This is a genomic window from Embleya sp. NPDC005575 (genome assembly GCF_040605455.1).
GTDB lineage: Bacteria > Actinomycetota > Actinomycetes > Streptomycetales > Streptomycetaceae > Embleya.
In genome coordinates this window covers 1-26,791 of record NZ_JBEXCV010000075.1, presented here as the reverse complement: position 1 = coordinate 26,791, position 26,791 = coordinate 1, and the positions used below count along the sequence as shown (strand labels likewise).

General features: G+C 72.7%; 16 protein-coding genes and 1 pseudogene. 10 read left to right on the top strand and 7 right to left on the bottom strand.

Translation table 11 applies throughout. The features are described 5' to 3' along the window. Positions 1 to 17 precede the first annotated feature (17 nt). Positions 18 to 650: an isochorismatase family protein gene (locus ABZS54_RS24055; protein WP_355539653.1), complete on the top strand. Its 633-nt coding sequence runs from the start codon at positions 18 to 20 to the stop codon at positions 648 to 650. Between the two features lie 6 nt (positions 651 to 656). Then, positions 657 to 887 carry a phosphopantetheine-binding protein gene (locus ABZS54_RS24050; RefSeq protein ID WP_355539650.1) on the top strand — a complete coding sequence of 77 codons (231 nt, stop codon included), beginning with the start codon at positions 657 to 659 and terminating at the stop codon, positions 885 to 887. Positions 888 to 1,176: 289 nt separating this feature from the next. Here ABZS54_RS24050 and ABZS54_RS24045 read toward each other — a convergent pair whose 3' ends face one another. Then, the gene (locus tag ABZS54_RS24045; protein WP_355539647.1) at positions 1,177 to 2,409 is read right to left on the bottom strand and encodes a serine hydrolase domain-containing protein; all 1,233 of its coding nucleotides are present in this window, start codon (positions 2,407 to 2,409) and stop codon (positions 1,177 to 1,179) included. A 498-nt stretch (positions 2,410 to 2,907) separates the two neighbouring features. Here ABZS54_RS24045 and ABZS54_RS24040 point away from each other — a divergent pair, with 498 nt between their 5' ends. Further along, positions 2,908 to 5,823 (top strand): endonuclease/exonuclease/phosphatase family protein, encoded by a 2,916-nt coding sequence (locus ABZS54_RS24040; protein ID WP_355539644.1) that lies wholly within the window; start codon positions 2,908 to 2,910, stop codon positions 5,821 to 5,823. 350 nt (positions 5,824 to 6,173) lie between these two features. On the opposite strand, the gene ABZS54_RS24035 is transcribed toward ABZS54_RS24040, so the two are convergent. Continuing rightward, the gene (locus ABZS54_RS24035) at positions 6,174 to 7,355 is read right to left on the bottom strand and encodes an amidohydrolase (RefSeq protein ID WP_355539641.1); all 1,182 of its coding nucleotides are present in this window, start codon (positions 7,353 to 7,355) and stop codon (positions 6,174 to 6,176) included. 143 nt (positions 7,356 to 7,498) lie between these two features. Between ABZS54_RS24035 and ABZS54_RS24030 the strand changes: the two genes are divergently transcribed. From ABZS54_RS24030 to ABZS54_RS24020, 3 genes are read left to right on the top strand one after another with little or no spacing between them, the layout of a single operon-like run. Beyond that, positions 7,499 to 14,923, top strand: coding sequence for an amino acid adenylation domain-containing protein (locus ABZS54_RS24030; RefSeq protein ID WP_355539638.1), 7,425 nt, complete (start codon positions 7,499 to 7,501; stop codon positions 14,921 to 14,923). After that, positions 14,910 to 15,125, top strand: a complete 216-nt coding sequence (locus tag ABZS54_RS24025; protein ID WP_355539635.1) for an MbtH family protein — start codon at positions 14,910 to 14,912, stop codon at positions 15,123 to 15,125. Before ABZS54_RS24030 ends, ABZS54_RS24025 begins: the two co-directional genes overlap by 14 nt. Positions 15,126 to 15,181: 56 nt before the next feature. After that, positions 15,182 to 16,603: a DHA2 family efflux MFS transporter permease subunit gene (locus tag ABZS54_RS24020; RefSeq protein WP_355539685.1), complete on the top strand. Its 1,422-nt coding sequence runs from the start codon at positions 15,182 to 15,184 to the stop codon at positions 16,601 to 16,603. Here the strand turns inward: ABZS54_RS24020 and fes are convergent. Both fes and ABZS54_RS24010 read right to left on the bottom strand, forming a co-directional pair. Next, entirely contained in the window at positions 16,583 to 17,806 is a 1,224-nt protein-coding gene (gene fes, locus ABZS54_RS24015; RefSeq protein ID WP_355539632.1) for an enterochelin esterase, read from the bottom strand. The two genes, ABZS54_RS24020 and fes, sit on opposite strands and share 21 nt — an antisense overlap. A gap of 183 nt (positions 17,807 to 17,989) precedes the next feature. Then, the gene (locus ABZS54_RS24010) at positions 17,990 to 19,018 is read right to left on the bottom strand and encodes an iron-siderophore ABC transporter substrate-binding protein (RefSeq protein WP_355539629.1); all 1,029 of its coding nucleotides are present in this window, start codon (positions 19,016 to 19,018) and stop codon (positions 17,990 to 17,992) included. A gap of 242 nt (positions 19,019 to 19,260) precedes the next feature. Between ABZS54_RS24010 and ABZS54_RS24005 the strand changes: the two genes are divergently transcribed. Next, a complete protein-coding gene (locus tag ABZS54_RS24005) occupies positions 19,261 to 20,178 on the top strand; it encodes a S1 family peptidase (protein WP_355539626.1) in 918 nt (305 codons plus the stop codon). A gap of 23 nt (positions 20,179 to 20,201) precedes the next feature. Here ABZS54_RS24005 and ABZS54_RS24000 read toward each other — a convergent pair whose 3' ends face one another. Beyond that, positions 20,202 to 20,684, bottom strand: a complete 483-nt coding sequence (locus tag ABZS54_RS24000) for a peroxiredoxin (RefSeq protein ID WP_355539623.1) — start codon at positions 20,682 to 20,684, stop codon at positions 20,202 to 20,204. 78 nt (positions 20,685 to 20,762) lie between these two features. Further along, positions 20,763 to 21,017 carry a DUF5360 family protein gene (locus ABZS54_RS23995; protein WP_355539682.1) on the bottom strand — a complete coding sequence of 85 codons (255 nt, stop codon included), beginning with the start codon at positions 21,015 to 21,017 and terminating at the stop codon, positions 20,763 to 20,765. Between the two features lie 238 nt (positions 21,018 to 21,255). Here ABZS54_RS23995 and ABZS54_RS23990 point away from each other — a divergent pair, with 238 nt between their 5' ends. Both ABZS54_RS23990 and ABZS54_RS23985 read left to right on the top strand, forming a co-directional pair. Next, entirely contained in the window at positions 21,256 to 22,788 is a 1,533-nt protein-coding gene (locus ABZS54_RS23990) for a glycosyltransferase family 39 protein (RefSeq protein ID WP_355539620.1), read from the top strand. Positions 22,789 to 22,889: 101 nt separating this feature from the next. Continuing rightward, the gene (locus ABZS54_RS23985; RefSeq protein WP_355539617.1) at positions 22,890 to 23,621 is read left to right on the top strand and encodes a GntR family transcriptional regulator; all 732 of its coding nucleotides are present in this window, start codon (positions 22,890 to 22,892) and stop codon (positions 23,619 to 23,621) included. Positions 23,622 to 24,077: 456 nt separating this feature from the next. Here ABZS54_RS23985 and ABZS54_RS23980 read toward each other — a convergent pair whose 3' ends face one another. Beyond that, a complete protein-coding gene (locus ABZS54_RS23980; RefSeq protein ID WP_355539614.1) occupies positions 24,078 to 25,010 on the bottom strand; it encodes a GntR family transcriptional regulator in 933 nt (310 codons plus the stop codon). 470 nt (positions 25,011 to 25,480) lie between these two features. On the opposite strand from ABZS54_RS23980, the pseudogene ABZS54_RS23975 reads away from it, so the two are divergent. After that, positions 25,481 to 26,791, top strand: a pseudogene (locus ABZS54_RS23975) (hypothetical protein); the annotation flags it as partial.

Here is a 26,791-nt window from a genome sequence, read left to right as displayed (position 1 = left end):
TCTCCTGAAAGGCCGCCATGGCACTGCCGAACATCGCCCCCTATCCGATGCCGGACCCGACCGAGCTGCCGACCAACCGGGTCGACTGGGTCGTCGACCCGGCTCGTGCCGTGCTGCTCGTGCACGACCTGCAGAACCACTTCCTGTCCGCGTTCGTACCGGACGCCTCGCCGGTCACCGAGTTGCTGGCCAACGTCGCCCGGCTCAAGGACGACTGCGGCCGACTCGGCGTGCCGGTGGTCTACTCCGCGCAGCCCGGCGGCCAGACCGCCGAACAGCGCGGCCTGCAACAGGACTTCTGGGGGCCGGGACTGCCCGACGACCCGCACGCGGCGGCGATCGCCCCGGCCGTCGCACCGGGCCCGGCCGACACCGTGCTGACCAAGTGGAAATACAGCGCCTTCGTCCGCACCGAGCTGCGCGAGTGGATGCGCGAACTCGGCCGCGACCAACTGGTGATCGTCGGGGTGTACGCGCACATCGGCGTGATGACCACCGCGTGCGACGCGTGGATGCAGGACATCCAGGCATTCGTGGTGGCCGACGCGGTGGCCGGCTTCACCTCGGACAATCACCGGATGGCCCTGCAATGGGCCGCCGCGAACTGCGCGGTGGTCACCGACACCGAGTCGCTGTTCGCGGGAAAGTAGACGGCCATGGCCCTGACCCTCGAACTGATGCGCACCGACGTCGCCGACATCCTCGGCGAGGATCCGGCGGACATCCCCGACGACGAGAACCTGGTCGACTACGGCCTCGACTCGGTGCGGGTGATGGCCCTGGTGGAACGCTGGACCCGTGAGCACGGCGTGACCGCGGACTTCGCCGACCTCGCGGAACGGCCCACCCTGGAGGGATGGGCCGAACTGCTCTCACCCAAGCGGTAGTCGTCGGCCGCCGGGCAGGACCGAGGTTCGCGGGCGAGACGAATCCTGGGGGGTGCACGGGGACGGGACGGAACCCGGGGGTGCACGGGGACGGAACGGATCCCGGGGGTTCACGGACGGAACGGATCCCGGGAGTTCACGGACGTGACGGAGCCGCGCCCGGGTTCGTCCGGAACCGGCGACGGTGGCGTCGTGCCCCGGCGGCGAGGCCGACGCGGCCCCGGGACGCGTGTCGACGTGGTCTCCGGGTGCGTGCGGGCGGTGGCCTCAGGACCCGTGCCCCACGTGCTCAGGACGCCACGGGAGCAAGCAGTCGGTCGATCAGTCGCTGCACGGACACCTCGGCGGTCAGCTCGTGTTCGTCGTCCGCATAGGTGCCGTTGACCACGATCACGGCGCTGCGCCGGCCATCCTCGGTAACCCCCATCCGGATCTTCGTGCCCTCGATGTCGCCGCCGTGCCCCCAGCGGAATCCACCGCCGGGCAACGGTTGGCGCATCAACCCGAGCCCGTATCGCACTCCCGGCATGACCTGCTCGAAGTCGGCCGGCATCGGCACGGTGTCGCACATCCGGGCGAGTTGGGCGGGCGGCAGCAACCGGCCCCGCAGCAGCGCGGTGAAGAAGCGGTCCAGGTCGGCGTGGGTGCTGATCATCTCACCGGCGGCGTCGCCCCACGTCATGTTGCGGATGGTCGTGTCCACCCAGGCGCCCCGGTCCGCGAAGCGGTGATAGGAGTGGGCGTACGGCGCGCGCAACGTCGGGTCGTTGCCGGGTGCGTAGGTGTCGGCCAGACCGAGCGGGCGGACCACTCGGCTGCGTACCTCCTCCGCCCAGGAGCGCCCGGTGACCCGCCGGACGATCATCCCGGCGAGCACGTAATTGGTGTTCGAGTACTCCCAGTTCGGCGCCGGATCCGCCGGGTCGTCGGGCGGGAAGCTCGGCGCGAACCGCATCGCGCCCGCCACCAGCTCGTGCGGATCGCTGCCGCGCAACCGAGCCTGCTCGAAGCCCGCCGCAGTGTCCGGCAGTTCGTTCGAGTAGTTGTGTAGGCCGCTGGTGTGCTGGAGCAGGTGGCGCACCGTCACCCGACGGCCGTCGTTCCCATTGCCGGCGACCACTCCGGGCAGCCACTTGTCCACCGGGTCGGTCAGCGACAACCGTCCCTCCGCGACCAGTTGCAGTACGACGGTGGCCACGAACGTCTTGGTCGCGCTGCCGATCCGCAGTTGCGCGTCACGCGGTACGGGCCGCCCGGTGCGCAGATCGGCCGGTCCCGCATACCCCTCGGCGCACTCGCGCCCGTCGCGGGTCAGGATCGCGGCATTCACGTAGCCGCCCTCCCGGAGCAACTGCTCCGCCTCGCGGTGCACCCGTTCTCGGGTGGGCGCCCGCTGCTCGGCGGCGGTGGCCGGCGTGGCCACCGCGACCGCCGATCCGGCGAGCGCCACGGCCAGCGCACAACACCGCCGACGGCTCAGGAGGAAGGGGCTGCCAGGGACATGAACCACGCGTGCGGACACGACGACTCCTCAAGGGTGCACCGATACCGCATCACCATCCCGCGCAAGCCCACCCGCCAACTACCGTGCGAGCACCCGAAAGCACGGTCGTGCAACCGGGCCCGCGAAGGGTGTGGCAAACCGAACCGATGAGGCATCCGGGACGGATCCCGGGCCATTGCCGAGCGCGAGATCAGCCACGCGGGACCTGATCGGCGGCGTCGACCTGGCAGCCCGCAGGGTCGTTCAGGGCAGCTGTCCGGGACGCAATAGGACCAGCCCCATTTCCCTCGTCCAGCGGCGGCCGGGTCGATGTGAGACGGGCGCGCAGGTCATCGAGCCGACCCGAACACCCCAGGACCGGACGGAATATTCGGCCGGACATCCGGATCACGCGGACCACTACGCCACGCGCCGGAGATCCGCGAGAATCCGCTGGCAGCGCATGCCGAAGTCCCGCAATGCGCGCCGGCCGTGCCGGGCATGCGGTGGTCGCGGGCACCTTCCGAAAGGCTGGAAATGAAGCGTCTGTTCGCGCGCGGACGACATCGGGCAAAACCCAGGACCGTCGCCGCGATCTCGGCCTCGTTGCTGATGGTGGCGGGCGCGGTGGCGATCGCCTTGGAGTCGACGCCGAACGCGGACGCGAGCGGTCCCCGTCGCGGCTTCGCCGCTCCGCCGCTCAAGGTCGTCACGTACAACATCTGCGGCCAGTCCAAGTGTCAGTCGAAGTTGTCCCCGGCGGACTGGTCCGCGTCGTTGACGCAGGCGATCACCGCGTACAACCCGGACGTCGTCGACCTCCAGGAGGTGTGCCAGGGCCAAGCCGACCTGCTGACCCAGGCGCTGCCGGGCTACCAGGTCCGCTACCTGAAGGCGGTCGCGCTCAAGCCCGACCAGAAGGGCTGCCTCAAGTGGGGCGGCGACGGCACGTCGTTCGGCGCCGCGCTGCTGGTGCGGGCGGGACAGAGCCCGACGTTCTACAGCCAGGTGTTGTACCCGGTCGACGCGGCGAAGGAGCCGCGTCCGCTCATCTGCGCGAAGGCGATCAACGCCGACTGGGGGGACTACCTCTCCTGCAACGTGCATCTCGACGGCGGCGTCGGCGGGCTGCGGTCCCAGGGCGTGCCGCAGGTGCTGAACCGGCTGCAGTTCTGGGGCCGCGGCATCCCGACGATCCTCGCCGGCGACTTCAACGCGGATCCCGGCGACCCGAACCTGGGCGCGCTCTACCAGGCGCAGGACGGCATCGGGGCGTTCGTCGAGGCGGACGAGACCGCCCGCGACCACTTCACTCCCGCGTGCCGGCCGCTCGCCGCCTGCCGCTCGGGTCGGGTGACGACGCTGCCGGCCGAGTCCGGCCGCAAGTTCGACTACATCTTCGCCGGCGCGGCGGACTTCGTGCCCGGCCTCACCGAGACGCTCGACGTGCGGGGACGGGACGGCAGCAGCCTGTCCGACCACCAGATGTACCGCACGGAGCTGCGCCGAGCCCGCGACACGGGAGCGCCGGCCACGCCGACGGTGCAGGTGGCGCCGACGATCGTCCGGCCGGGCAACGACTGGGCGAACGCCGTCGACCGTACCGCGGGCAACTTCACCGCGGGCGGGACGGCCGACATGGTGCTGCGGTTCGCCGACGGCACCGTGCGCCGCTACCCGTCCAACGCCGACGGCACGTTCGGCGCGGGACGGCAGCTGGCGGCCGGATGGTCGCAGGCAGCCGGCATCACCGCGGGCGACTTCACCGGCAGCGGCAACGGAGATCTGCTGGTGCGCTGGAACTCGGGCAACGTGACGTTCTACCCGGGCGACGGCAGGGGCGCTTTGCTGACGTCGTCGGTGCCGCTGCTGCCCGTCGACTCGTGGACGAACGCGGCCGGTGTCGCCTTCGCCCACGTCTTCGGCGCCACCAGCGCCGACCTGATCGTGCGCTGGAACGACGGCCGGATCACCGTACAGACCGTCGCCAAGGCGGCGGGCGGCGCGTACGCCATGAGCGCGCCGGTCGCGCTCACGCTCGCGGGCACCGACAACCTCACGAACGCCGCGGACCTGGTGGCCGGGGACTTCGACGGCAACGGCACCTCCGACGTCCTGGTCCGCGACACCGCCGGCGGCCTGACGCTGTACCCGGGCGACGGCAGGGGCGGCTTCCCGACCGCCGTCACCGGCATCGCCGACGGGCGCAACTGGGCGGGCTTCACGCCCGTGCCGGCCGCGGGACGGCAGTACGCGGCCGCAGAGGACTTCACGGCCGGCGCGTTCACCACGCCCGGCCGGTCGGACCTGGTGGTGCGCTGGTCGAACCAGTACGCCGGCGCGACCGTGCCCGGTCAGGGACAGATCGAACTCCTCAAGGCCACCGGCACGACGCCGACCGCCTTCGAGGCGCCGAAGTGGCTCAAGTCCGCGTACACCAACACGTGGACGACCTCGGCGGGCACCTTCGTCGCGGACGTGAACGGCGACGGCAAGGCGGACCTGCTCAACCGGCGGGTGACCGGCCCGGCGGCGGGTTCCCTGACGTACGCGCCGAGCGACGGCAAGGGCGGCTTCGGCGCCGACAAGACGCTCGGCATCGCCGCGAACTGGGGGCCGCAGGTCCTCGACCTCGCCGTCGGCGACGTCAACGGCGACGGCGCGCCGGACGTTCTGGCGCGCGAGTCCGGCGGGGCGCTGCTCTACCCGGGAACTCCGGGACAGCCCGGGGTGCTTCAGCCGGCCGGCGCCGTGATGAAGGACGTCGACTGGACGACGGTCGCCGACGTCGTCACGGCACCCTTCCGCGGCACGCGGTACTCCGACGTCGTGGTGCGCCACACCGACGGGCGCGCGACGCTGCACGCGGGCAGCGCGTCCGGCATCGGCCCCGCGACCGTCCTCGGCACGCCGTCGGGGCCGGGCTGGCGCGACGCGACCGGCGTGTACGCCGGCGAGTTCACCGGCGACGGCAAGGCCGATCTGCTGGTACGCGACCGGGCGGGCGCCGCGCAGGTCCATCCGGGCGACGGCTCGGGCGGGTTCGGTGTGGCCCAGCCGGCCGCCGCCGCGGGCTCGACGGCCGATCTCGCCGGCCTGGGCCAGGGCACCGTGCTCGCCGCACCGCACGTCGCGAGCAACGTGTACCACCGGCGCGACGGAAGCGTCTCGGTCGACGTCAACGGAACGACGAACCTGGTCGCCGCCGCGTCGTCCGCGGTCGGCGGGCCCACCGCCCGGTTCACGCTGCGCTCGTCGGACGTCCGCGCGGGAGTCGGCTCGTTCGAGTACCGGCTCGACGGCGGCGCGCCGGTCGTCCTCAGCGCGCTGCACGGCAGCCTGGACCTGCAGCTGAGTGACCTGCCCACCGGCAGAACGCACAGCCTCACGGTGGTCGCGATCGACACCGCGGGCAACCGTTCGCCGGCTGCCACGCACACGTTCACCAACTGACGGATACCGGCCCCGTCCCCTCGTGAGGGGACGGGGCTACGCCTGCGGCGTCGATCTCTTGCTTCATCTTCACGGTGCTCGCCGCGATGTCCGGCGTGGAACGCGAATACATCCGCGACCGCACCCTCGAAGGCCACGAGTCCGCCCGCAAACGCGGTAGGACACCACGACCACCACGGACAACCCACCCGACGCGGTCGGGGCGAATGGAGCGAGACACAAGCCCGACCCTTGCCAATCCGGAGCAGATGGACCGGGAGCACCAAACGGTCCTTGGCCCACTCGCTCCGCCCCTCGCAGGTCGGAGACCGATCTCGGGATCGCTCTCACCGGGACAGGGCACCCGGGTCCTATCCTCCCGTGGCGCCCGCTCCGCCGCCTCGGCGCAGGAGGGCGTAGTCCGCGGCGGTCCAGGCCATGGCGGTGGCGCCGTCGAGGATGGCGCGGTCGGCGGCCGGGGAGACGGCGGCCTCGGCGAAGGCCGGCTCGTGTGGGCCGCATGTGCCGCCGGTGATGTCCAGGACCGGGTGGATGGTGGGGACGGTGTGCGAGACATTGCCCATGTCGGTGCACGCGAAGGGGGGCCGCTCGATCGGGTCCGGGCGGCCCAACTCCCGGGCGTTGGCCCGCCACAGGGCGATCAGGGTCGGGTCGGTGCGGAAGTCGAGGTAGTCCGGCTCCGGGCGGGTCAGCCGGACCTCGCAGCCGATGGCGAGGGCGCCGGCGCGGAAGCACGCCTCGACGCGGGTGCGTAGTTCGGCCAGATGGGCCGCGTCGGTGGTGCGCAGTTCGTATTCGGCGGTGGCCCGGTCCGGCACCGCGTTGGGCGAGATGCCGGCCGCCGTGGTGATGCCGTGTACCCGCCAGTCCGCGGGCAACTGCCGCCCCAGCAGGCCCAGGGCGACCTGAGCCACCGTCAGTGCGTCGGCGGCGCTGCGGCCTTCGTGTGGATTCAGGCTCGGGTGCGCGGCGGTGCCGAGGTATTCCACGGACAGCGTGCCGAGCGCGAAGGAGCGGAACTCGGCCACCTCGAACGGGCACGGGTGCACCATCATCGCCGCGTCCACGCCGTCGAACGCGCCCGCTTCCAGGAGCAACGCCTTGCCCGCGCCGCGCTCCTCGGCCGGGGTGCCGACCACGCGCACGGTGAGCCCGAGTCGGTCCGCGGCAGGCCCGAGCGCGAGTGCCGCGCCGACACCGGCCGCCGCGATCAGGTTGTGTCCACACGCGTGGCCCATCCCGGGCAGCGCGTCGTACTCGCAGGCGATCGCGACGGTGATCGGGCCCGAGCCGATGCTCGCGACGAAGGCCGTGTCCAGGCCGTACGCGGGCGCGGTGACCGCGTAGCCGTGGGCGCGCAGCAGGTCGGCGCACCACTCGGCGGCCCGGTGTTCGGCGAACGCCGGCTCCGGGTGGGCGTGGATGCGCCGGCTGAGCGCGAGCAGTTCGTCCTGGTTTTCCCGGACCCGATCGCGGATCGCGGCCCGGTCGGCATCCGAGGCCGGTCGGTCCACAACGTCGGCCACGCTCATGTTCCGCTCCGCTTCATCGAGATTTCTTCGCCCCGGGGGCACCCTGACGAACCCTCGAAAGATAGCTTAGGCTTACCTAACTTCACGTGCCGAGGGTCGGTACGTGCCGCCCGTCGTCGTCGCGCCCGGGGAGTCTCCACACCATGCGTCACCACCAGGCCGAGACCACCGTCCCGGATCCCGCCGAGGCTGCCGTGCCCGCCGAGGCCGACGCGCCCGCCCGCGCCGGCACCGGCACCGGCACCGCCCGACTGCCCCTGCTCGCCGCCCAGGCCGGCATCGTCTACGCGCAGGCCCTGATGCCGGACGATCCCGGCTACAACACCGGCGACCGGGTCGAGATCCGCGGCTCGCTGGACGCCGACCTGTTCGCCCGGGCGCTGCGCCGGGTGGGGGCCGAGGCCGAGACGCTGCGCATGCTGGTGGTGGCGGGCACCGACGGCACCCCGACCCAACGCGTCACCGACCACGAGCACCCGGTGCGACTGCTCGACCTGCGCAACGCGCAGGACCCGGCAGCCGAGGCCCGGGCGTGGCTGCGCGCGGACCTGGCCCAACCCGTCGACCCGACGGCCGGCCCGCTGGTCACACACGCCGTGTTCCGGCTCGCCGACGACCTGCACTGGTGGTACCGGCGCGTGCATCACGTCGCGGTGGACGCGTACGCGCTCACCCTGCTCGGCCGCCGCGTCGCCGAGTTGTACACCGCCTTCGCCCGCCATGACCGGCCCACCCCCAACCCGTTCGGCACGCTGCGCGAGCTGGTCGCGGAGGAGGCCGACTACCGAGGGAGCGAAGCGTACGACACCGATCGCGCGTTCTGGCTCGATCACCTCGCCGATCATCCCGAACCGGTCACCCTGTCCCGAGCACCTGCAACTCCGCTGCCCACGGGCCCGATCGTGCGCCGCAGCATCGAACTCACGCCCGCCCGCACCGCACGGCTCACCGAGGCCGCCTCGATCGCCCGGGCCACGTGGGCCGAACTGCTCATCGCGGCCACCGCCGGTTATCTGCACCGCGTCACCGGCGCCCGGGAGATCGTGCTCGGCCTCCCGCTGCTCAATCGACGCAGCCCCACCGCCCTGCGTACCCCGGCGATGACGGTCAACATCCTGCCGTTCCGGGTGAGCGTGCAACCCCGGGACACCGCGCCCGAGTTGCTCCGCCGGGTCGTGCTCGAACTGCGCGCGGTGCGACGCCACCAGCGTTTCCGCCAGGAGGACCTGCTCCGCGAACTCGGCGCCACGAGCCGGGCCCGACCGCTGTACGGGCCGATGGTCAACATCAAGGCGTTCGAGGGCGACCTGGACCTGGGCGAAGCGGTCGGGCGAGTGCACAACCTGGCCGCCGGTCCGGTGGACGACCTGGCCGTCGGTGTGGCGCCGACCGCTGACGGCGGCTTGCGGATCGATCTGGACGCCCATCCCGCGCGCTACTCGGCCGTCGCCCTGGCCGGCCACGAACTCGGCCTGCTGCGCTACCTCGACGAGCTCGTCGGCCTGCTGCACGACGCACCCGGGCGGCCGATCGGCCGGATCGACCTGCTCACCCCCGGCGAGGTCGAGCAGGCCACCGCCGGTCGGGCCGAACCGCCCGCCGACACCACCCTGCCCGAGCTGTACTCCCGCCGGGCCGCCCGCACCCCGGACTCGATCGCGGTCCGTTCCGGCGCCGACGCGCGCACGTTCGCCGAGCTCGAGTCGGCCGCCAACCGGCTCGCCCACGAGTTGATCGCCATCGGTGTGACCGCCGAGGTACCGGTCGCCGTCGCGCTGCACCGTGGCGCGGACACCGTGGTCGCCCTGCTCGCCGTGCTCAAGGCGGGCGGCGTCTGCCAGTTCCTCGATCTCGGCCACCCGGCCCGACGGATCCGCGACGTGCTGGCCGACACCGGGCCGGGCTGTCTGATCGGCACCACCGACACGATCGCCGGCTTGCCCACGCACACCATCCATGCCGTGTCGCTCGACGATCCGGCCACCCGAACCCGACTGGCCGCGCACTCGGATCGCGCCCCGCAACCGCCCCACCTGCGGCAGAGCGCCTACGTGATCCACACGTCCGGCTCCACCGGCCGGCCCAAGGGCGTCGCGGTCACCCACGCCTCGCTCGCCAACCTGTACGCGAGCCACGGCACCGACCACATCGCACCCGCCGTCGAGCGCACCGGCCGCACCCGGCTGCGCATCGCCCACAGCGCGTCGTTCGCGTTCGACGCCTCGTGGGACCCGGTGTTGTGGATGGTGCACGGCCACGAGCTGCACCTGCTCGACGACGCCGGCTATCGCGATCCCCTCGCCCTGCTCGGCTACCTGCACGAACACAGGATCGACTACCTGGACGTGACGCCCACCTACGCCGAGGCGCTTCTCGCCGAAGGTCTGGACGCGCCCGACCGGCACCACCCGGCCGTGCTGGTGGTCGGCGGGGAGAGCGTCGCCGAGCCGCTGTGGCAGCGCCTCGCCGCGATCCCGGGCAGCCGACCGATCAACCTGTACGGGCCCACCGAAACCACCGTCGACGCCTACTTCTGGGGCCCGAACGGCACCGGCGGCCCGGTCCGTGCCTCGCGCGCCTACGTCCTGGACGGCTCGCTGCGCCCCACCCCGGTCGGCGTCACCGGCGAACTGTACATCGCCGGCGCCTGCCTGGCCCGCGGCTACCTGAACCGGCCGGACCTGACCGCCGAGCGGTTCGTGGCCGACCCGTTCGGGGCCGGGCACGGCGATCCGGGCGCCCGGATGTACCGCACCGGCGACCTGGCCCGGCGCCGTGCGGACGGCACGCTCGAACTGCTCGGCCGGGCCGACGAACAGGTCAAGATCCGCGGCTTCCGGATCGAACCGGGCGAGATTCAGGCGGTGTTGGCGGCCCATCCGGACGTCGCGCAGGCCGCGGTGATCGCCCGGGACGCGGCACACGGCAAACGGCTGCTGGGCTACGCCGTACCGGCCGCCGGCCGCGACCCGGCTCCCGACGCGCTCCGGGCGTACCTGGCCGCCGAGTTGCCCGAGCACATGGTCCCGGCCGCAGTTCTCGTGGTGGCCGCGCTGCCGCGCACCGCCAACGACAAGATCGATCGGCGCGCGCTGCCCGACCCGGCGCCGAGCGCGCCCGGTCTGCGGGAGGGCCCGCGCGGACTGCACGAGGAGATCCTCTGCGATCTGTTCGCGGCCGTCCTGGAATCGACCGAACAACCGGCCCGGGACGCCGACTTCTTCGAACTGGGCGGCCATTCGCTGCTCGCCGCGCGACTGGCCGCACGGGCCCGGGAGAACTTCGAGGCGCCGATCGGCCTGGCCGACGTGTTCCGCCGGCCGACCCCGGCGGGGCTGGCCGAACTCGTCCGGGCCGGCACCGCACCACAACCGCGCCCGGTACTGGAACGGGTGTCGCACCCCGCCGACCGGCTGCCGCTGTCCCCCGCCCAGCAGCGGCTGTGGTTCATGTATCGGCTCGAAGGACCCAGCCCCACCTACAACATCCCGCTCGTGCTGACCCTGACCGGCCCGCTGGAGCACACCGCGCTCGAACGCGCGCTGGTCGACCTCGTGGCGCGCCACGAGACGCTGCGCACGGTCTACCCGACGCTCGGCGTCGAGGCGGGCGGCGCGGGCGGCGCGGGCGAGGCGAACACGACGGATGGGACGGCCGAGACGGACCCGACGACCGCACCGGGCTCGGCAAACACAGTGGGCGATGCGCACACGCCGGGCACGATGCGCGAGGCGGGCGAGGTGCGCGAGGCGGGCGAGGTGCGCGAGGCCGGCGAGCCCTACCAGCGCATTCTGCCCGTCGATCAGGCCCGACCCGGGCTGCATCTCGCGGCCCCGGGCGACTCGATCGCCGACGCCGTGCGGTACCGCTTCGACTTGGCGGTCGAACCGCCGCTGCGCGGCACGCTGTTCCGCACCGACGAGCACACCCACACACTGGTCCTGCTGCTGCACCACATAGCCTGCGACGGCGCTTCCACCACGCCGCTCGCGCGCGACCTGGCCACCGCCTACGCGGCCCGGGTCGCCGGTCGCGAACCGGAGTTCACGCCGCTGCCGGTGCGCTACCCGGACCACGTCGCGTGGCAGGCCCGGCTGCTCGGCACCGCCGCCGCGCCCACTCCCCTGGCCGCCCGGCAACTCGACTTCTGGAAGCACAGCCTCGCCGGTCTGCCGGACGAACTCGACCTGCCCACCGACCGGCCGCGCCCGCAGGTCGCCTCGTACGCGGGCGACACCGTGCCGTTCCACCTCGATGCCACCGCGCACGCGGGCCTGGCCGAGTTGACCCGAGCGACCGGCACCAGCGTGTTCATGGCCGTGCAGGCCGCGCTGGCCGCGCTGCTCACCCGGCACGGTTGCGGTACCGACATCCCGCTGGGCATCCCGGTCGCGGGCCGCGACGACGACGCCACCGCCGATCTGGTCGGGTTCTTCGTGAACACTTTGGTGCTGCGCACCGACACCTCCGGCGCGCCGAGCTTCCGTACCCTGCTGGGCCGAGTGCGCACCGCGACCTTGGCCGGGTACGACCACGCCGACGTGCCGTTCGACCGGGTCGTGGACGAGCTCAACCCACCGCGCTCGCCGGCCCGGCACCCGCTGTTCCAGGTGCTGATCGCGTGGCAGTCGTTGCCCGACACGGAGTTCGCACTCGGTCCGCTGACCGCGCGGATGGCGGCCGTGCCGTCGGGGACGGCCAAGTTCGACCTCACCCTGAACGTGGGCGAGCAACCCGGGCGCGGCGTCGGCGGCTTCGTCGAGTTCCGCACCGACCTGTTCGACCGGGCCACCGTGCTCGGCCTGTCCCGTCGGCTCACCGCGCTGCTCACCGCCGCCGTCGCCGACCCGGACGCGCCGATCGACACGCTGCCGCTGCTCGACGAACCCGAGCGGCACCGCGCGCTCGTCGAGTGGAACGCCGGGCCCACCGCGACCGCGACCGTGTCGGCCACCCTGGTCGCCCGCTACGAACAGGCCGCCCGGACCCACTCAGAGCGCATCGCGGTCAGCTGCGCGGGCCTGTCGCTGAGCCATGCCGAACTGTCCGCTCGGGCAAACCGCCTGGCCCGGCTGCTGGTCGCCCGCGACATCGGGCCCGGCGACATCGTCGCGCTCGCCCTGCCGCGCTCGCCCGAACTGGTGGTGGCCCTGCTCGCGGTCGCCAAGGCCGGCGCCGCCTACCTGCCGCTCGACCCGGACTACCCGGCAGATCGGCTCGCCTACATGCTCGACGAAGCCGCGCCCGTCGCCCTGCTCACCGACTCGGCCACCGAAAGCCGGCTGCCCGCGCACGACCTGCCCCGGATTGCGGTGGACGGCAAGGACGCGGATGCCTACCCGAGTTCCGACCTGGGTCAGCACCAGCGCAAGCGTCCGCTGCGGGCGAGCGATCCGGTCTACGTGATCTACACCTCCGGCTCCACCGGTCGACCCAAGGGTGTGCCGGTCACCCATCACAACGTGGCCCGGCTGTTCACCGCGACCGACCACTGGTTCGGCTTCGGCCCGGACGACGTATGGACCCTGTTCCACTCCTACGCGTTCGACTTCTCGGTCTGGGAACTCTGGGGCGCGCTGCTGTTCGGCGGCCGGCTGGTCGTGGTGCCGCACCTGGTCAGCCGCGATCCGGCCGAGTTCCTCGACCTGCTCGCCCGCGAGCGGGTCACCGTGCTCAACCAGACCCCGTCCGCGTTCCACCAGTCGATCGCCGCCGACCGGGAGCAACCCGGACGCGAACTGGCGCTGCGCTACGTGGTGTTCGGCGGCGAGGCACTGGAGCCGGGGCGGCTCGCCGACTGGTACGAGCGACACGCCGACGACGCGCCGCGCCTGGTGAACATGTACGGCATCACCGAGACCACGGTGCACGTCTCCTACCACCCGCTGGACCGCGCATCGGCCGCCGCCGGGACCGCGAGCACGATCGGGGTGAACATCCCGGACCTGCGCGTGTACGTCCTGGACCACCGGCTCCAGCCGGTCCCACCCGGAGTGACCGGGGAGATGTACGTCGCCGGCGAGGGTCTCGCGCGCGGCTATCTGGGTCGGCACGCGCTGACTGCGGGCCGCTTCGTGGCCGATCCGCACGCGGCCCGGTTCGGCGAGCGCGGGGCTCGGATGTACCGCTCCGGCGACCTGGCTCGGCGCCGGGCGGACGGCACGCTGGACTATCTCGGCCGGGCCGACCAGCAGGTCAAGATTCGCGGCTTCCGAGTCGAACTCGGCGAAATCGAGGCGGTGTTGGTGGCGCATCCGGAAGTCCGCGACGCCGCCGTGGTGTTGCGCGAGGACGCTCCCGGAGACAAACGACTGGTGGGCTATGTGGTCACCGGCTCGGACGCGGACGGGCCCGCGTTGCGCGAACACGCCGCCGCGACGCTGCCCACGCACATGGTCCCGTCGGCGGTCGTCGTGGTCGACCGACTGCCGCTGACCGCGAACGGCAAGCTGGACCGCAAGGCGCTGCCACGCCCGGACCACACCGCCTCGGCCGGCGCCGGTCGTGCCCCTCGGGGACCGCGCGAGGAGCGACTGTGCGCGCTGATCGCCGACGTGCTCGGGGTGCCCGCGGTCGGCGTGCACGACAACTTCTTCGACCTGGGTGGCCATTCGCTGCTCGCGGTCCGGCTCGCCGGGCGGATCAAGTCCGAACTGGGCGCGGACGTGGGCATCGGCACGATCTTCCAGGCCCCCACCGCCGCCGGCCTGGACGCCGCGTTGGAGGCGACGGATCGCACCGACGCGCTGGACGTGCTGCTTCCGCTGCGTGCGGCCGGCCCGGCGGACCGGGCGCCGCTGTTCTGCGTGCATCCGGCCGGCGGGCTCTCCTGGTGCTACGCGGGCCTGATCCGCAACCTGCCGACGGATGTGCCGCTGTACGGCCTCCAGGCCCGGGGCGTCGGCCCCGCGACCGCCGGCGAGCCGTTGCCTCGAACGCTGGAGGAGTTGGCCGCGCACTATGTCGACCGGCTGCGCGAGGTGCATCGGGAGGGCCCGTATCGGCTGCTCGGCTGGTCGACCGGCGGGATCATCGCGCACGCCATGGCGACCCGGCTCCAGGACCTGGGACACCAGGTGGAGGTGCTCGCGATCCTGGACGCGTATCCGGCCGAGGGTTTCCGCGAGTTGCCGGTGCCCGACCTCGCGGAGGCGCTGGAGGCACTGCTCACCATGGGCGGCTACGGACCGGAGAGCCTGGCCGGCGAACCCTTGGAACTCGCCGAGGTGATCGCGGTGTTGCGCCGCGAGGGCAGCGCGCTGGCCGGGCTGGACGAGGCCACGATCGAGGCGCTCAACGACATCTACCTCAATACCAACCACCTCGTCCGCGCCTTCGATCACCGGGTGTTCCGCGGTGACGTGCTGTTCTTCCGGGCCACCGTCGACACCATCGACGAGACCCTCACCCCCGACACCTGGGCCCCGTACGTGAGCGGTCGGATCGACACCACGAACGTGGCCTGCTCGCACAAGGACATGACCCTGCCCGGCCCGATCGCGCAGATCGCGCGTGTGGTCCAGGTCCGCCTCATCGAGTTGGAGAGCCACTCCCATGACCTCTCGTGACCACGAAACCGCGACGAACCCGTTCGACGACGACACGGGCGAGTTCCTGGTTCTGCTGAACGACCTCGGGCAGCACTCGCTGTGGCCGGACTTCGCCGCCGTGCCGGACGGCTGGACCGGCGTGCACGGGCCGTGCGCACGCTCGGTGGCGCTGGATTGGATCACCGAGCACTGGACCGACCTCAGCCCGGCCGCGCGGTGACCGCGGAACACCTCGAAACCGCTCCACCGGCGGACGGGAAACGCGCCGGTGGATGGATCGTGATCGTCGTCTACACCGCCGCGATGTGCATGAACGGCCTGGATTCGACGATCGTCAATCCGGCGCTGCTGACCATCGCGGAGGACTTCGATCGGCCCGCGGTGGCCGCGAACACGGTCGAGATGGCGTTCCTGGTCGCCCTGGTGGCCGCGCTGCCGGTCGCCGGGCGATTGAGCGATCGGTTCGGCACCAAGCGCGTCTTCCTCGGTTCGCTCGCCGTGTTCACCGCGGCCTCGGCCGCGTGCGGGCTGTCGCAGAACCTGGTCTCCCTGGTCCTGGCCCGCGTCGTACAGGGTTTGGCGGGCGGTCTGTTGACTCCGGTCGGCATGACCATCCTGTTCACCGCGTTCGCACCGCACGAGCGCATGCGGCTGGCCAAGTGGCTGATCGTGCCGACCGCGCTGATGCCCGCGCTGGGCCCGCCGCTGGGCGGCTTCTTGACCGAACACCTGTCTTGGCACTGGCTGTTCCTGGTCAATGTGCCGATCGGCACGGCCGCCGTGTTGCTCGGCGTGTTCGGGCTGCGCGAGCACCGGGCGGGTGTGGTCGGCCCGTTCGACCGGACCGGCTTCAGGCTCACCACGCCCACGCTCGGACTGCTCACCTACGCGTTGGGCTTCGGGCCGTCGCAGGGCTGGAGCACGCCGGCCATCGCGGTCTCCGGGATCCTCGGCCTGGTCCTGCTGGTCGTCGCGATCGCCCACCAACTGCGCACGGCCGAACCGCTGCTGCGACTTCGACTGCTGACCGACCGGGCCTTCGGCGCGGCGACCGCACTGGCCCTGGTCACCTCGGCCGGGCTGATGGGCGTGCTGTTCGTCTTCCCGCTGCTCTATCAGGCGGCACTCGGCGCCTCCGCGCTGGACGCGGGCCTGGGAGTCTTCCCCGAGGCGGTCGGACTCATGTTCGCATCACAGGTGGTCGACCGGCTGCTGCCCCGGCTCGGCCCGCGGCGACTGGCCACGCCGGCATTGTTGTCGGCCGCGCTGGTGTTCGGCGCGCTGGCCCTGCCCGGGGTCGCCGACAACGCCTGGGCGGTACGGGTGTTGATGTTCTGTGTCGGGCTCGTGCTCGGCACCGCGGTGCTGACCGTACAGATCGCCGGCTTCGGCGAGATCGAACCGCCGGACATGGGACACGCGATGGCCCTGTTCACCATCGTGCGCACGCTCGGTGGCTCGCTCGGGATCGCAGCCGGCGCCGCGGTGATCGAGGCGGGTGGCGGGTCGGGCCACGACGCGAGTTCGCCGGGGCCGTACCGCGCGGCCATCTGGATCACCGCCGCACTGGTCGCACTCGGCGCGGTGTTCGCGCTGCGGCTGCCGCACGAGGCGCCGGCTCCGCCGCCGTTCGGGGACGACGACACCGAGGCGGCCCGGGCCGATCCGGCCGGCGCCTCAGCCCCCGGCCGAGGCTGACAGCAGGCCGACGAGTCCGACGGCGAGCCCGCCGCGCCAGCAGGCGTAGTCGTGGCCGCCGTCGAACTCGGTGTAGGTGAGTGGGTAGCCGCGTTCGAGGAGCACATCGCGCAGGCGCCGGTTCTCGGCGACCAACATCCACTCCAGCAACCCCACCTCCAGGTGGAACCGGATCGGCAACCGTTCGGCAGCCGCGAACCGCCGGGTCAGCCACTCGGGGCCGTCGTTGCTCTCGTCCGGGTCGGGCCACCAGAACGACCCGGACTGGGACAGCACGTTGCCGAACCGATCCGGTCGACGCAGAGCCGCGAAGGCAGCGGTCAGGCCGCCCGCGCTCTGCCCGACGATCACCGTGCGCGCGGGATCCGCGTCCACCCCGTACTGCCGACCGGCCCATGGCAACAACACGTCCGCCAGCCAGTCCACGAACGCCTCGCCGCACGTGAGATCGGCGATCCGCCGATTCCGCCCCATGGTGTCCACGAGCAGCGCGACGGTCGGCGGGATCCGGCCTTCGGCGTGCAGGTTGTCCAGCGTGTCGCCGATGTCGAGCACCGACCCCCAGACCTCGCCGTCCAGCAACACCGCCACCCGATAGGGCTCTCGTGGGATGCCGGCGGGCACCAGCACGCTCACCCGGCGACCGTCCACCGTCGTGTCCAGCCGCGACCCGCGCGGTACACCCGGCCGCCGGCGCACCCACGGCTGCACGGGCGCGTCCGGGAGCGCCAGCACCGACGACGGGTTGCGGCCGTCCCGCGCGGCCAGGGTCGGCGCGTGGTTGTACGGGTCGGGCACCGCGCCATCCAGTACGCCCAGCCAGGCAATACGGTCGGTGCGCAGGATCTGCTCGCGCGGACCGGTGCCGACGAAGAACTGGTACGACGCACGCAGATCAGCGGGCAGCCGATGGGTGAGCGCCCACACATCGGTCCCGGGCAGTCGGCGCATCAGATGCGGCGTCAGATCGCCCGCGTGCCGGTCCCGATCGGTGAACGTGTGCAGCAGCGCGAGCACGTCGTCGGCGGGCACCTCCGGGTCGTCCCGCCACACGAAGGTGACCAGGCGCTGTCCGGGGTCGGACGGGTCCGGCTCGACCAGCGGAGCACCGACCGCCTCGACGCGGGCCCAGAACTCGGCGCGGGTGTAGGCGCGTCCGGCGGCGACCGCCTCGGTCAGCGCGTGCAGGATCGGGGTGTCCATGATGCTCGGCTTTCTGCGTGAAGACGAAAGGGGCGATCGGGTGGCGGGGTCGAACCAAGGCGCCCGGATCGAACCGGGGCGTCCGGGCGGCGGTGCCGAACCGGGGGCGTCCGGGTCCCGAAACGGGCCCGGCCCCGGGGCGCGCGAGGCGTCCCGGGGCCGGTCGCTGCCGATGACGGCGGATCAGGAGGTGGCGGACAGCGCCTTGGTGATGTCGCCGAGCACCACGTCGGCAGCCAGCGGACCGCCCCGGGTGGACCACACCGAACCGTCCACGGTGACCACGTGGTTCTTCTTGACCGCGTTCAACTCCTTGTACGCGGGCTTCTCCTGGACCTCCTTGAGCGCGCTCGCACCGTCGGCGGTGAGTGTGCCCAGGAACAGCCAGTCCCCGTCGATCTCGGCGATCTTCTCCAGGCTGAGCGCGGGAGTGTGCGCGTTGCCGTCCTTGTCCTGCGCCTTGGGCCGGGTCAGCCCCATGTCGAGCGCGACGCCACTGGCGAACTGGCGCTTCTCCATCCAGCTCGGGCCGTTCGGGTTCCAGCGCACGATGCTCACCGCGGCGCCCTTGTTCGCGGTCAGGTCCTCGCCGGTCTTCTTGGCCTTGGCCTCGTAGTCGGTGATCACCTTGTTCGCCTGGTCCAGCTTGTTGACCGCGTTGCCGATGCCGCGGAAGGACAACTTCCAGTCGTCCGTGGGGGCCATCGTGACCAGCGTCGCCGGCGTGATCTTGCGCAGCTGCTTGAGCACCTGCTCATCCTGCATGTCGCCGGCCAGGATCAGGTCCGGCTTGGCCGCGATCACCTTGTCCATCACCGGCTGGAGTAGGTTCCCGACCACCTCCATGCCCTTGACCTTGTCGGCCAGGTAGGCGGGCGGCTTGTCCAGACCCTGGCCGTTGGTGATCCCGACCGGCTTGACGCCGAGCGCGAGCACCGCGTCCAGGTCCTCCTGGGTGAGCACCACGATGCGCTTGGGGCTCGCCGGCACCTGGACCGCGGTACCGGTCGCGTCCTTGACGGTGCGGGTGCCGCCGGCCGAGTCGCCGCCTGCCGGCGCGCCGTTGCCCTGGCTCGCGGCGGGCTTGGCGTCGGACTTGGAGTCGGAGTCGGAACCGCACCCGGTGAGCAGCAAACCGGCCGCCCCCGCCCCGGCGAGCAGCCGAACCACGCGCCGCCGGGCGGTCGTGAGCGAGCGATGAGATGAGGGCATGTGGGGCTCCGGGCACGAGTAAGGACGGGGGCTGGGCTCGGCACGACCCCCAGGGTCGTACTTAGGTTAGCCTTACCTTCCATACGTCGCGCAAGACGTAACGGGCTGCCATCCGCCCGGGTGGCGCACGTCACGCCCGGCGGCGGTGCGCGGTGCGCGGCGGGGGATCCCGTCCGCCCGTTCGGGTGACCCCGGCGCGATCGGCCGCCGCGCGCCGGGGATGGGTCCGTACGGTGTCCGGCATGAAGCGGACCACCGTGACGCGTTCGATGTTGTCGATGGCCGCAGCGGCCGTGCTCGTCCTGACCACGCAGGTCGGCCCGGCCGCGTCCGACCCGCCCGCCGCCGGCTGCCTCGTCGATCGACTGGGCGAACTGCGCACACTCCAGCACCGGTTGGACGGGCTGGCCCTGGACGGCCTGGCCGGCGGCAGCCAGTACTGGTACATCGATCACCGGCGCTGCACGCTCATCGTCGCCACGCTGCGCGGCGCCGCCGACCCGGCCGGCTCGGCCTTCCTGAACACCGCCCGACGGGTGCCCGCCCTGGCCGAGATCATCGAACTCGACGCGGCGATCCGACCGCGGGTGGCCCGGGGACCGGCCGCCGACCCGAACTCCCGTGCCGCGACCGGGTTCCACGGCGGCAGCACGATCTACAGCGGGCTCACCGGCACGGTGTTCATCTGCACCGCAGGCTTCAACGGCTACCGCCCGAACACGACCGGCACGGCGGGCCATTGCGCCCGGGACGCACCCACCTGGTACGACAACACCGGCGCCCTGATCGGCAACGTCGACCAGTCCCGCTTCCCCGGCGCCGACTGGGCGGTCATCCCCGCGGCCGAGGGCCTGACCCTGGCCACCGACATCGTCGACGGCGACTCCACCACCACGATCACCGGCTTCGCCCGACCTCGGCTCCGCGACCGGGTCTGCGGCACCGGCGCCTCCAGCGGCACCCGGTGCGGCACCATCGACGCCACCGATGTCACCGTCAACTACCCCGAGGGCGCGGTCACCGGCCTGGCCCGCAGCACCCAGTCCGGCGCCGCCGGCGACTCCGGCGGCCCGGTCCACATCGGCCACACCGGAGTCGCCCTGATCAGTGGCGGCCCACCCGAGGGCGCCCCCACCTTCGTTCAACCACTGAACTTCTGAGCCTTCGGCCCGGGCGCCGCCACTCAGCCGCGCAGGAGCTTCAGTTGGGCGGTCAGGGTGTCCACGCCTCGATAGGTGAGGCCGACGAGGGCTACGTGTTTCCAGCGCAGGATGCCCTCGGCGTCGATGATGAAGACGGCTCGGCGCAGCGCGTTGTCGCCCAGGCCGATGCCGTAGGACCGGACCACGCTGTGGTCGGTGTCGGCGAGCAGCGGCATGCGCAGGCCGTGCTTGCGGGCGAACTTCTCGTGGCTGTCCAGGTCCTGCGGGCTGATCCCCCAGACGGTGGCGTCGAGGTCGGTGAATTGTTCGAAGCCGGAGGAGTACGAGCACAGTTGCTTCGTGCACACCGCCGTGTCGTCGCCGGGGTAGAAGGCCAGCACGAGCGGACGACCGCGCTGCGCGGACAGGGTCAGCGGTTCGCGGCGGGCCTCGCCGTCGCTCAGGTGTACCGCGTCGAGGGTGAAGTCCGGTGCCGGTGCGCCGATCTCGGGGGTCTTGGACACGTCGTGGGCTCCTCGGGCGGGGGTGGGGTGGCGGTGCGAAGCCGGCCGCGCTTCGCACCGCGACGTTACCCGTATCGCTCAGGGCCGGGGACGGGCCATCCGCCGCACCGGCACCGTGATGGCGGGCAGCGGGAACAGCAGCAGGAACAGGTTCGGCGCCCACCATTCGAGCGCGAAGTCGCCGCGCAGCGCCCAGAACGCGATGGCCTGGAGACCGGCGGTGCTGGTCAGGACGAGCGAAATCAACATCAGTGGCCGGGCGTTCTCGGTCCCGGTGCGCCGACCCAGGCGTAGCGCGGCCAGTCCGGTCACGCCCGCCGCGAGGTCGAGCAGCAGCGCACCGCCGCCCAGCGCGCCGACCGTACCCAGGCCGGACCGGATCGGCCCCGCCGACCAGCAGGCCCGGGATCACGCCGTGCCGCCGCGGGTGCGGATCACAAACGGACATCCCGGGTTCGCCGGATCGATGTCGAATCGATGTCGTGGTCCCCGGAATTCGATCCCGACTCGTTTGTATGGACCCGCGCGCGAGTCTCTGCCGTACCGACCCCGGATCCGGCACCATGACGTAATGAGCCGTGTGGAGAAACGCACGTCGACCGAACCGCTGCTGCCCGCACCCGTACCGGCTGCCCTCCCGCCGCTCGCGAAGCGGCCGATCGCGCTGATCATGATCGCGGTCTTCGCGGTGCAGGCGGCGCTCTCCGCGCGCTACGGCTTCCATCGCGACGAGCTGTATTTCGTGGTGGCCGGCCGGCATCTCGCGTGGGGCTACGTCGACCAACCTCCGCTCACTCCGCTGCTCGCCCGCGCGTCCGGCGAGTTGTTCGGGGACGAGCCGCAGGATCTGCGGATATTCGCCGCGCTCGCGTGCGCGGCGACCGTCCTGGTCGTCACGCTGATAGCACGTGAGTTCGGTACCGGCCGGGCCGGCCAGTTGCTCGCCGCGGCCTGCGCGGCCACCTCCGGAATCGTGCTCGGCGTCGGTCACCTGTGGTCCACCGCGACGCTGGACATCCTCGCCTGGCTCATGGTGGCTTGGTTCCTGCTGCGCCTGCTGCGCACCGGCAACGGGCGCTGGTGGCTCGCGGTGGGAGCGGCCGTCGGCGGCGCGATGTTGAACAAGTACCTGGTCGGCTATCTCGTGGTGGCCCTGCTGGTCGGCCTGCTCGCGGTCGGTCCGCGCGAGGTGTTGCGCAGCCGGCTGCTCGGCGCGGGCATCGCGATCGCCGTCCTGCTCAGCGCCCCCGGCCTGATCTGGCAGGCCGGCCACGGCTGGCCGCAGTTCACCGTCGCCGGCGGGATCAGCACGGACGACGGTATCGAGAACCGGATCATGTTCGTCCCGCTGCAAATCGCTTACCTGTCACCGCTTTTCGTGCCGATCTGGGTGGCCGGCGGGGTGCGGCTGTGGCGTTCGGAGCAGCTTCGCTGGGCGCGCTCGATACTGCCCGGATACCTGATTCTGTGCGCCCTGGTGATCGCCTCGGGCGGCAAGTCGTACTACGCGCTGCCGCTGCTCCTGGTGCTGGTCGCGGCCGGCTGCGAACCGACCGTGCGGTGGGCCGCGTCCCGACCCGGTCGGCGGGTGCCGGTCGGCTCGATGCTCGTGGTCGCCACCGTCACCAGCGCGGTGATCTCGCTGCCGCTGCTGCCGGCCGGCCGCGTGAACGCGGTGAACGGGATCAACCCGGAGCAGGGCGAACAGATCGGCTGGCCCGAACTGGCCGACGCGGCGGCGGTGGCCTGGGCGCGGATCCCGCCCGAACAGCGCGACCGGGCGGTGTTGTTCGCGGGCAACTACGGCGAGGCCGGCGCGCTCGACCGGTACGGCTCCACCCGTGGGCTGCCGAAGCCGTATTCGGGCCACATGTCCTTCGCCGACTGGGGCCCGCCGCCGGATCGCGCCGACGGTCCGGTGGTGATCGTGCGTGAGGCCGAAGTCACGGGCCGGTTCCGGGACTTCGTCGACTGCCGGCTGGTCGCCCGGGTGGACAACGGGGAGGGCGTCGACAACGAGGAGCAGCACGCGGTGGTCGAACTGTGCGCGGGCACGGCCAAGCCCTGGTCACGCCTGTGGCCCGAGCTGCGGCACTTCTACTGACCGTCCCGGGCCGACCCGCCGTACCCCGGTCGGCCCGGCCCACGAATGCACGCGCGCCGCGCCCGGGGTGCGGCCGGACGGTGAGCAGTGGAAGGAGTGTCATGGCGAATGCGAGTCCGCCCGGCTATCGCACCGGCGGCGAGGGCCGGCCCGGGTCGCTGACCGGCTCGGCATACCGGGAGGTCCGGCGTCGGGTACTGCACCTGGAACTCGCGCCCGGCGCACGATTCACCGAGAAGGCGGTGGCCGGCGAGCTGGGCATGAGCAAGACGCCCGTACACGAGGCGCTCGCCCTGCTCGCCGAGGACGGCTTCGTCGAGGTGATCCCGCGCAGCGGTTACCGGGTCTCCCGGGTCACCCTGCGCTCCGCGCGCGAGTTGTTCGACCTGCACCGGGTGCTGGAGCAGGACGCGGCGGCGGCGGTGGCACGGCGGCCGGCCGAGATCGTCGCGCTGGTGGCCCGCGAGGGCGCGTGGGTGCGAAGCGCGCGGCCGGTAGAGGGCCCGGACGCGTGGCTGGACCGGTATACCCGGCTGCATCTGCTGCTCGGCGAGCTGGCGGGCAATCGGCACCTGCGCCGCGCGCTGGGCGCGACCCTGCACGCCCACCACCGGCTGCTCCGGCTGTGCGTGGCCGCGGACGGGCCGCACCTGTGCTCGATCGCGGGTGACGACACGCCACTGCTGGACGCGCTCGCGGCGGGCGACCCGGACGCGGCCCGGCACGCGGTACGCACCCGGCTGACGGCATGCCGCGAACGAGTACTCGACGCACTCCCGTCCAGCGACGCCCTGCTCGACGCAAACATCGCAGGCCCCGCCCCCGGACCATGACCGACCTCGCCCGACGCACCGCGACGCGGCAGGCGCCACGCGCCACAGGCGCGGCAGGCGCCCATGCCCGGGCGGGCTCGACCAGCCTCGGCGCGAAGCAAGGGCCCCGCGCGCCCGGCCTGGGCGGCGGGCTCGGAAAGCGTCCGTACGCAGCCCGATCCCGGGCGGCCGGCTCGACCCGCCCCGCTGCGAAGCAAAGGCCCGCGCCCCAACCGTGAGCGACGGCTCGGTACACGCGCGTGCGCAGCCCGATCCCGGGCGGCCGGCTCGACCCGCCCCACTGCGAAGCAAGGGCCCGCACCTTGGCCGCAGCTGCGAGCTCGCCCGGCACCCGTGCTCAGCCGGGCGGCCGGCGGCCGGCTCGACCCGCCCCGCTGCGAAGCAAAGGCCCGCACCCCGGCCGCAAACGGCGGGCTCGGCCCGCGTCCGTGCGCAGTGTCGTACCCGGTGGCCGGGTCAGTTCGCGCCGGGGCGGAGGAGCGCGCCCAGGTCCAAGTCGAGCACGTCGGCCGGCAGGTCGGCGCCGCATCCGTTGCCGTCCGCGCGGCCCAGGTGCGCGGCGACCGGCGGCACCAGCGCGCCGAACACGGCCGCGCCCAGCGCCCGGATGCCGTGCTCGACGGCGGCGGCCGCGGCCTCCTGGTCACCCGCCGCCAAAGCGGCGCTCAGCGGCCCGTGGTCGGGTGTCGGCCAGGTCGGCTCGCCGAGTACAACGGCCAGACACAGGTGTCGCAGTTGGTGGCGCAGCACGTACTCCTCGACCTCGGCGGCCCGCCCGTTGCCGGCCCGTTCGGCGAGCGCGGCGCCGAACCCGAGCCACCCGAGCGGCACGGACGCGACACCGGCTCCCACACGTACTCCGGCCCCCGCCGACGGCCCGAGAGCCGAACCCGGTGCCGAACCCGGTGCCGAACCTGCCGCCGGCCCGAGAGCCGAACCCGGTACCACGCCGAGGGCCGGACCGGGGCGTGACCCGAGAGCCGGACCGGCTGCCCGGCCCGCCGGCGGGGCCCCACCCATCGCCGTGCGCCGCCACGCTCGCGCCGCCTCGTCCAATCCGCGCAGCCCCTCCGCGTCGCGCCGGCCGGCCGCCAGTCGGGCCGCCAACGTCTCGACCGTCAGGCGCAGTTCGAGCAGTTCCCGAATGTCGCGCAGGGTGACCGGCATGACCAGGTAGCCCGAATGCGGCGCGACCGCGACCAGGCTCTCGTGGATGAGTAGATTGAGCGCCTCGCGCACCGGCGTCTTGCCCATGCCCAGAGCGGTCGCCAGGTCCCCTTCGCTGAACACCGTGCCGGGCGGCATCTCCAGGCGCAGGATGCGGCCTCGGATCGCCTCCCGGGCAAGGGCGGTCCGGCTCTTGGTGCGCGCTGTCGGGCTCGGCGTCATGTCCGGATTCTCCTCGGATCCCGGTCGCCTTCGGGGTCGGCGACGAGGATCGGCGAAGATCGGCAAGTCGGTGCCACGACCGGTTCGCGGAACCCGGCGACTCGCGCATCCGCCTCGACGCGAACGGAGACTCCCATGCCGGAAGGCACTAATATCTCAGGCAGCCGGGTCGGCGACAAGGACGTGGGGGTGCTCCGCTCCCGGATGGTGCCCACGACGTGGGACCTTTGCCATCGCCACCGCCGACTCCTGCGATGATCCTCGCGACGAGGAAGGTGGTTTCGGATGACCCGTGCGGCCCGCACGCCGACCGGCGCCGATCCGGGGCGCGCCCCTTCGGTGGTCGGCCCTCCTCCCGCAACCCGCGACCGGGCCTACCATCGGAAGCGTGTCGAAGGCTCCACCGACCGCATCCGCGAGCCGCACCCGCACGCCATCCCCTCGGGACGAACGACCTTGGACATCGACATATGACCGCGTCGCAGCACACCCGATCCGCATCCCCCGTCACGCTCCTGCGGGAATGGCACGAGCGCACCGACGGCGCCGCCCTGCACGAGGCCCTGTTCCTCGGCCTGAACGTCGACCTGCCCTTCCTGGAGCGCGTCGCCGTCCCCCTCGCCCGCGGCCTCTCCGCCCGCGTCGCGATCTTCGGGGACGCCGCGCAGGAGGCGCACGACCCGGGCCAGGTGCGCGGCGCCGGCCGTGACTACCTCTATGCGCCCACCGTGTGTCCCGGTGGCCTGCGCGCCAAGCTGGTCGTACTGCTCGGCGAGCACGCGTGCCGGATCGCGATCGGCGGCGGCACCCCGGCACTGCCCGGCTGGGCCGGGGACGACCGGCTGTGGACGGTGGTCGAGACCGAGGACGACGCGTCCAACGCGCTGCTGGCCGACGTGGCCGACTGGCTGGACAAGCTGCCCGAGCTGGACGGCGTCGCGATGGCCCCGTGGGCCGGCGAGTACCTGCGCGAGATCGCCGTGCTGCTGACCGAGCGGCACATCCTGGCCGACGAGGCCCCCGGCCCCGACGCGCGACTGCTGGACAACCTCGACCGCTCGCTGCTGGACCAGGTGCCGGCCGGCCCGGTGCAGGAGCTGCACGTGTACGCGCCGGCCGTGGATCCGGCGGGCGACACGCTGCGCGAGCTGATCGCACGCCTGGCCCCCGAGCGGGTGCTGTTGGGTGTGCACGAGAACTGGTCGGGCCACACCGGCGCACTGCTGCGCTCCGCGCTCGGCGGTCGTCCCGCCGACGTGCTCGTGCTGCCCGAACAGCGGCTGGTCCACGGCCGGTTCGCGCAGTGGCGGATCGGCGACCGGTGGTTCGCACTGACCGGCAACGCCGACCTGACCCGGGCCGGGTTCGCCGGCACCGCGGCAACCGGCGGCGGTCTCGATCTCGCGGTGCGCACCACTGGCGGTCCGGTGCTGTCGCTCGGCGACGGCCGGACCAGCTCGCCCGCCGGCCTGGACGCGATGCGCGGCGTCGCGGCGGGCGCCGAACTCGTGCTGCTCGGCGCGCGGGCGGATGGCGCGGGGCTGCACGTGGTATTGGCCGAGGCCGCCCACGAGCCGGTCACCGTGAGCACCTCCGCAGACGGATCGGCGGGCTCCTGGCGGGAGTTGGGCACCATACCGAGCGGCGCGTCGAGCGCCGGCTTCCCCCCCGCGGCGGGCCTGGGTCCGGCCGTGCGCGGCAGCATCACCCGCGCCGACGGCAGCGTGCTGCACTCCGCGGCGGTCTTCGCGTACAGCCCGGCCGCCGCCGCGCGACCGAGC

Bases quoted from the DNA above. Each gene is read 5' to 3' on its own strand.
- ABZS54_RS24055 (WP_355539653.1), top strand. From the start codon at position 18: ATGGCACTGCCGAACATCGCCCCCTATCCGATGCCGGACCCGACCGAG.
- ABZS54_RS24050 (WP_355539650.1), top strand. From the start codon at position 657: ATGGCCCTGACCCTCGAACTGATGCGCACCGACGTCGCCGACATCCTC.
- ABZS54_RS24040 (WP_355539644.1), top strand. From the start codon at position 2,908: ATGAAGCGTCTGTTCGCGCGCGGACGACATCGGGCAAAACCCAGGACC.
- ABZS54_RS24035 (WP_355539641.1), bottom strand. From the start codon at position 7,355: ATGAGCGTGGCCGACGTTGTGGACCGACCGGCCTCGGATGCCGACCGG.
- ABZS54_RS24030 (WP_355539638.1), top strand. From the start codon at position 7,499: ATGCGTCACCACCAGGCCGAGACCACCGTCCCGGATCCCGCCGAGGCT.
- ABZS54_RS24025 (WP_355539635.1), top strand. From the start codon at position 14,910: ATGACCTCTCGTGACCACGAAACCGCGACGAACCCGTTCGACGACGAC.
- fes (WP_355539632.1), bottom strand. From the start codon at position 17,806: ATGGACACCCCGATCCTGCACGCGCTGACCGAGGCGGTCGCCGCCGGA.
- ABZS54_RS24010 (WP_355539629.1), bottom strand. From the start codon at position 19,018: ATGCCCTCATCTCATCGCTCGCTCACGACCGCCCGGCGGCGCGTGGTT.
- ABZS54_RS24005 (WP_355539626.1), top strand. From the start codon at position 19,261: ATGAAGCGGACCACCGTGACGCGTTCGATGTTGTCGATGGCCGCAGCG.
- ABZS54_RS23990 (WP_355539620.1), top strand. From the start codon at position 21,256: ATGAGCCGTGTGGAGAAACGCACGTCGACCGAACCGCTGCTGCCCGCA.
- ABZS54_RS23985 (WP_355539617.1), top strand. From the start codon at position 22,890: ATGGCGAATGCGAGTCCGCCCGGCTATCGCACCGGCGGCGAGGGCCGG.
- ABZS54_RS23980 (WP_355539614.1), bottom strand. From the start codon at position 25,010: ATGACGCCGAGCCCGACAGCGCGCACCAAGAGCCGGACCGCCCTTGCC.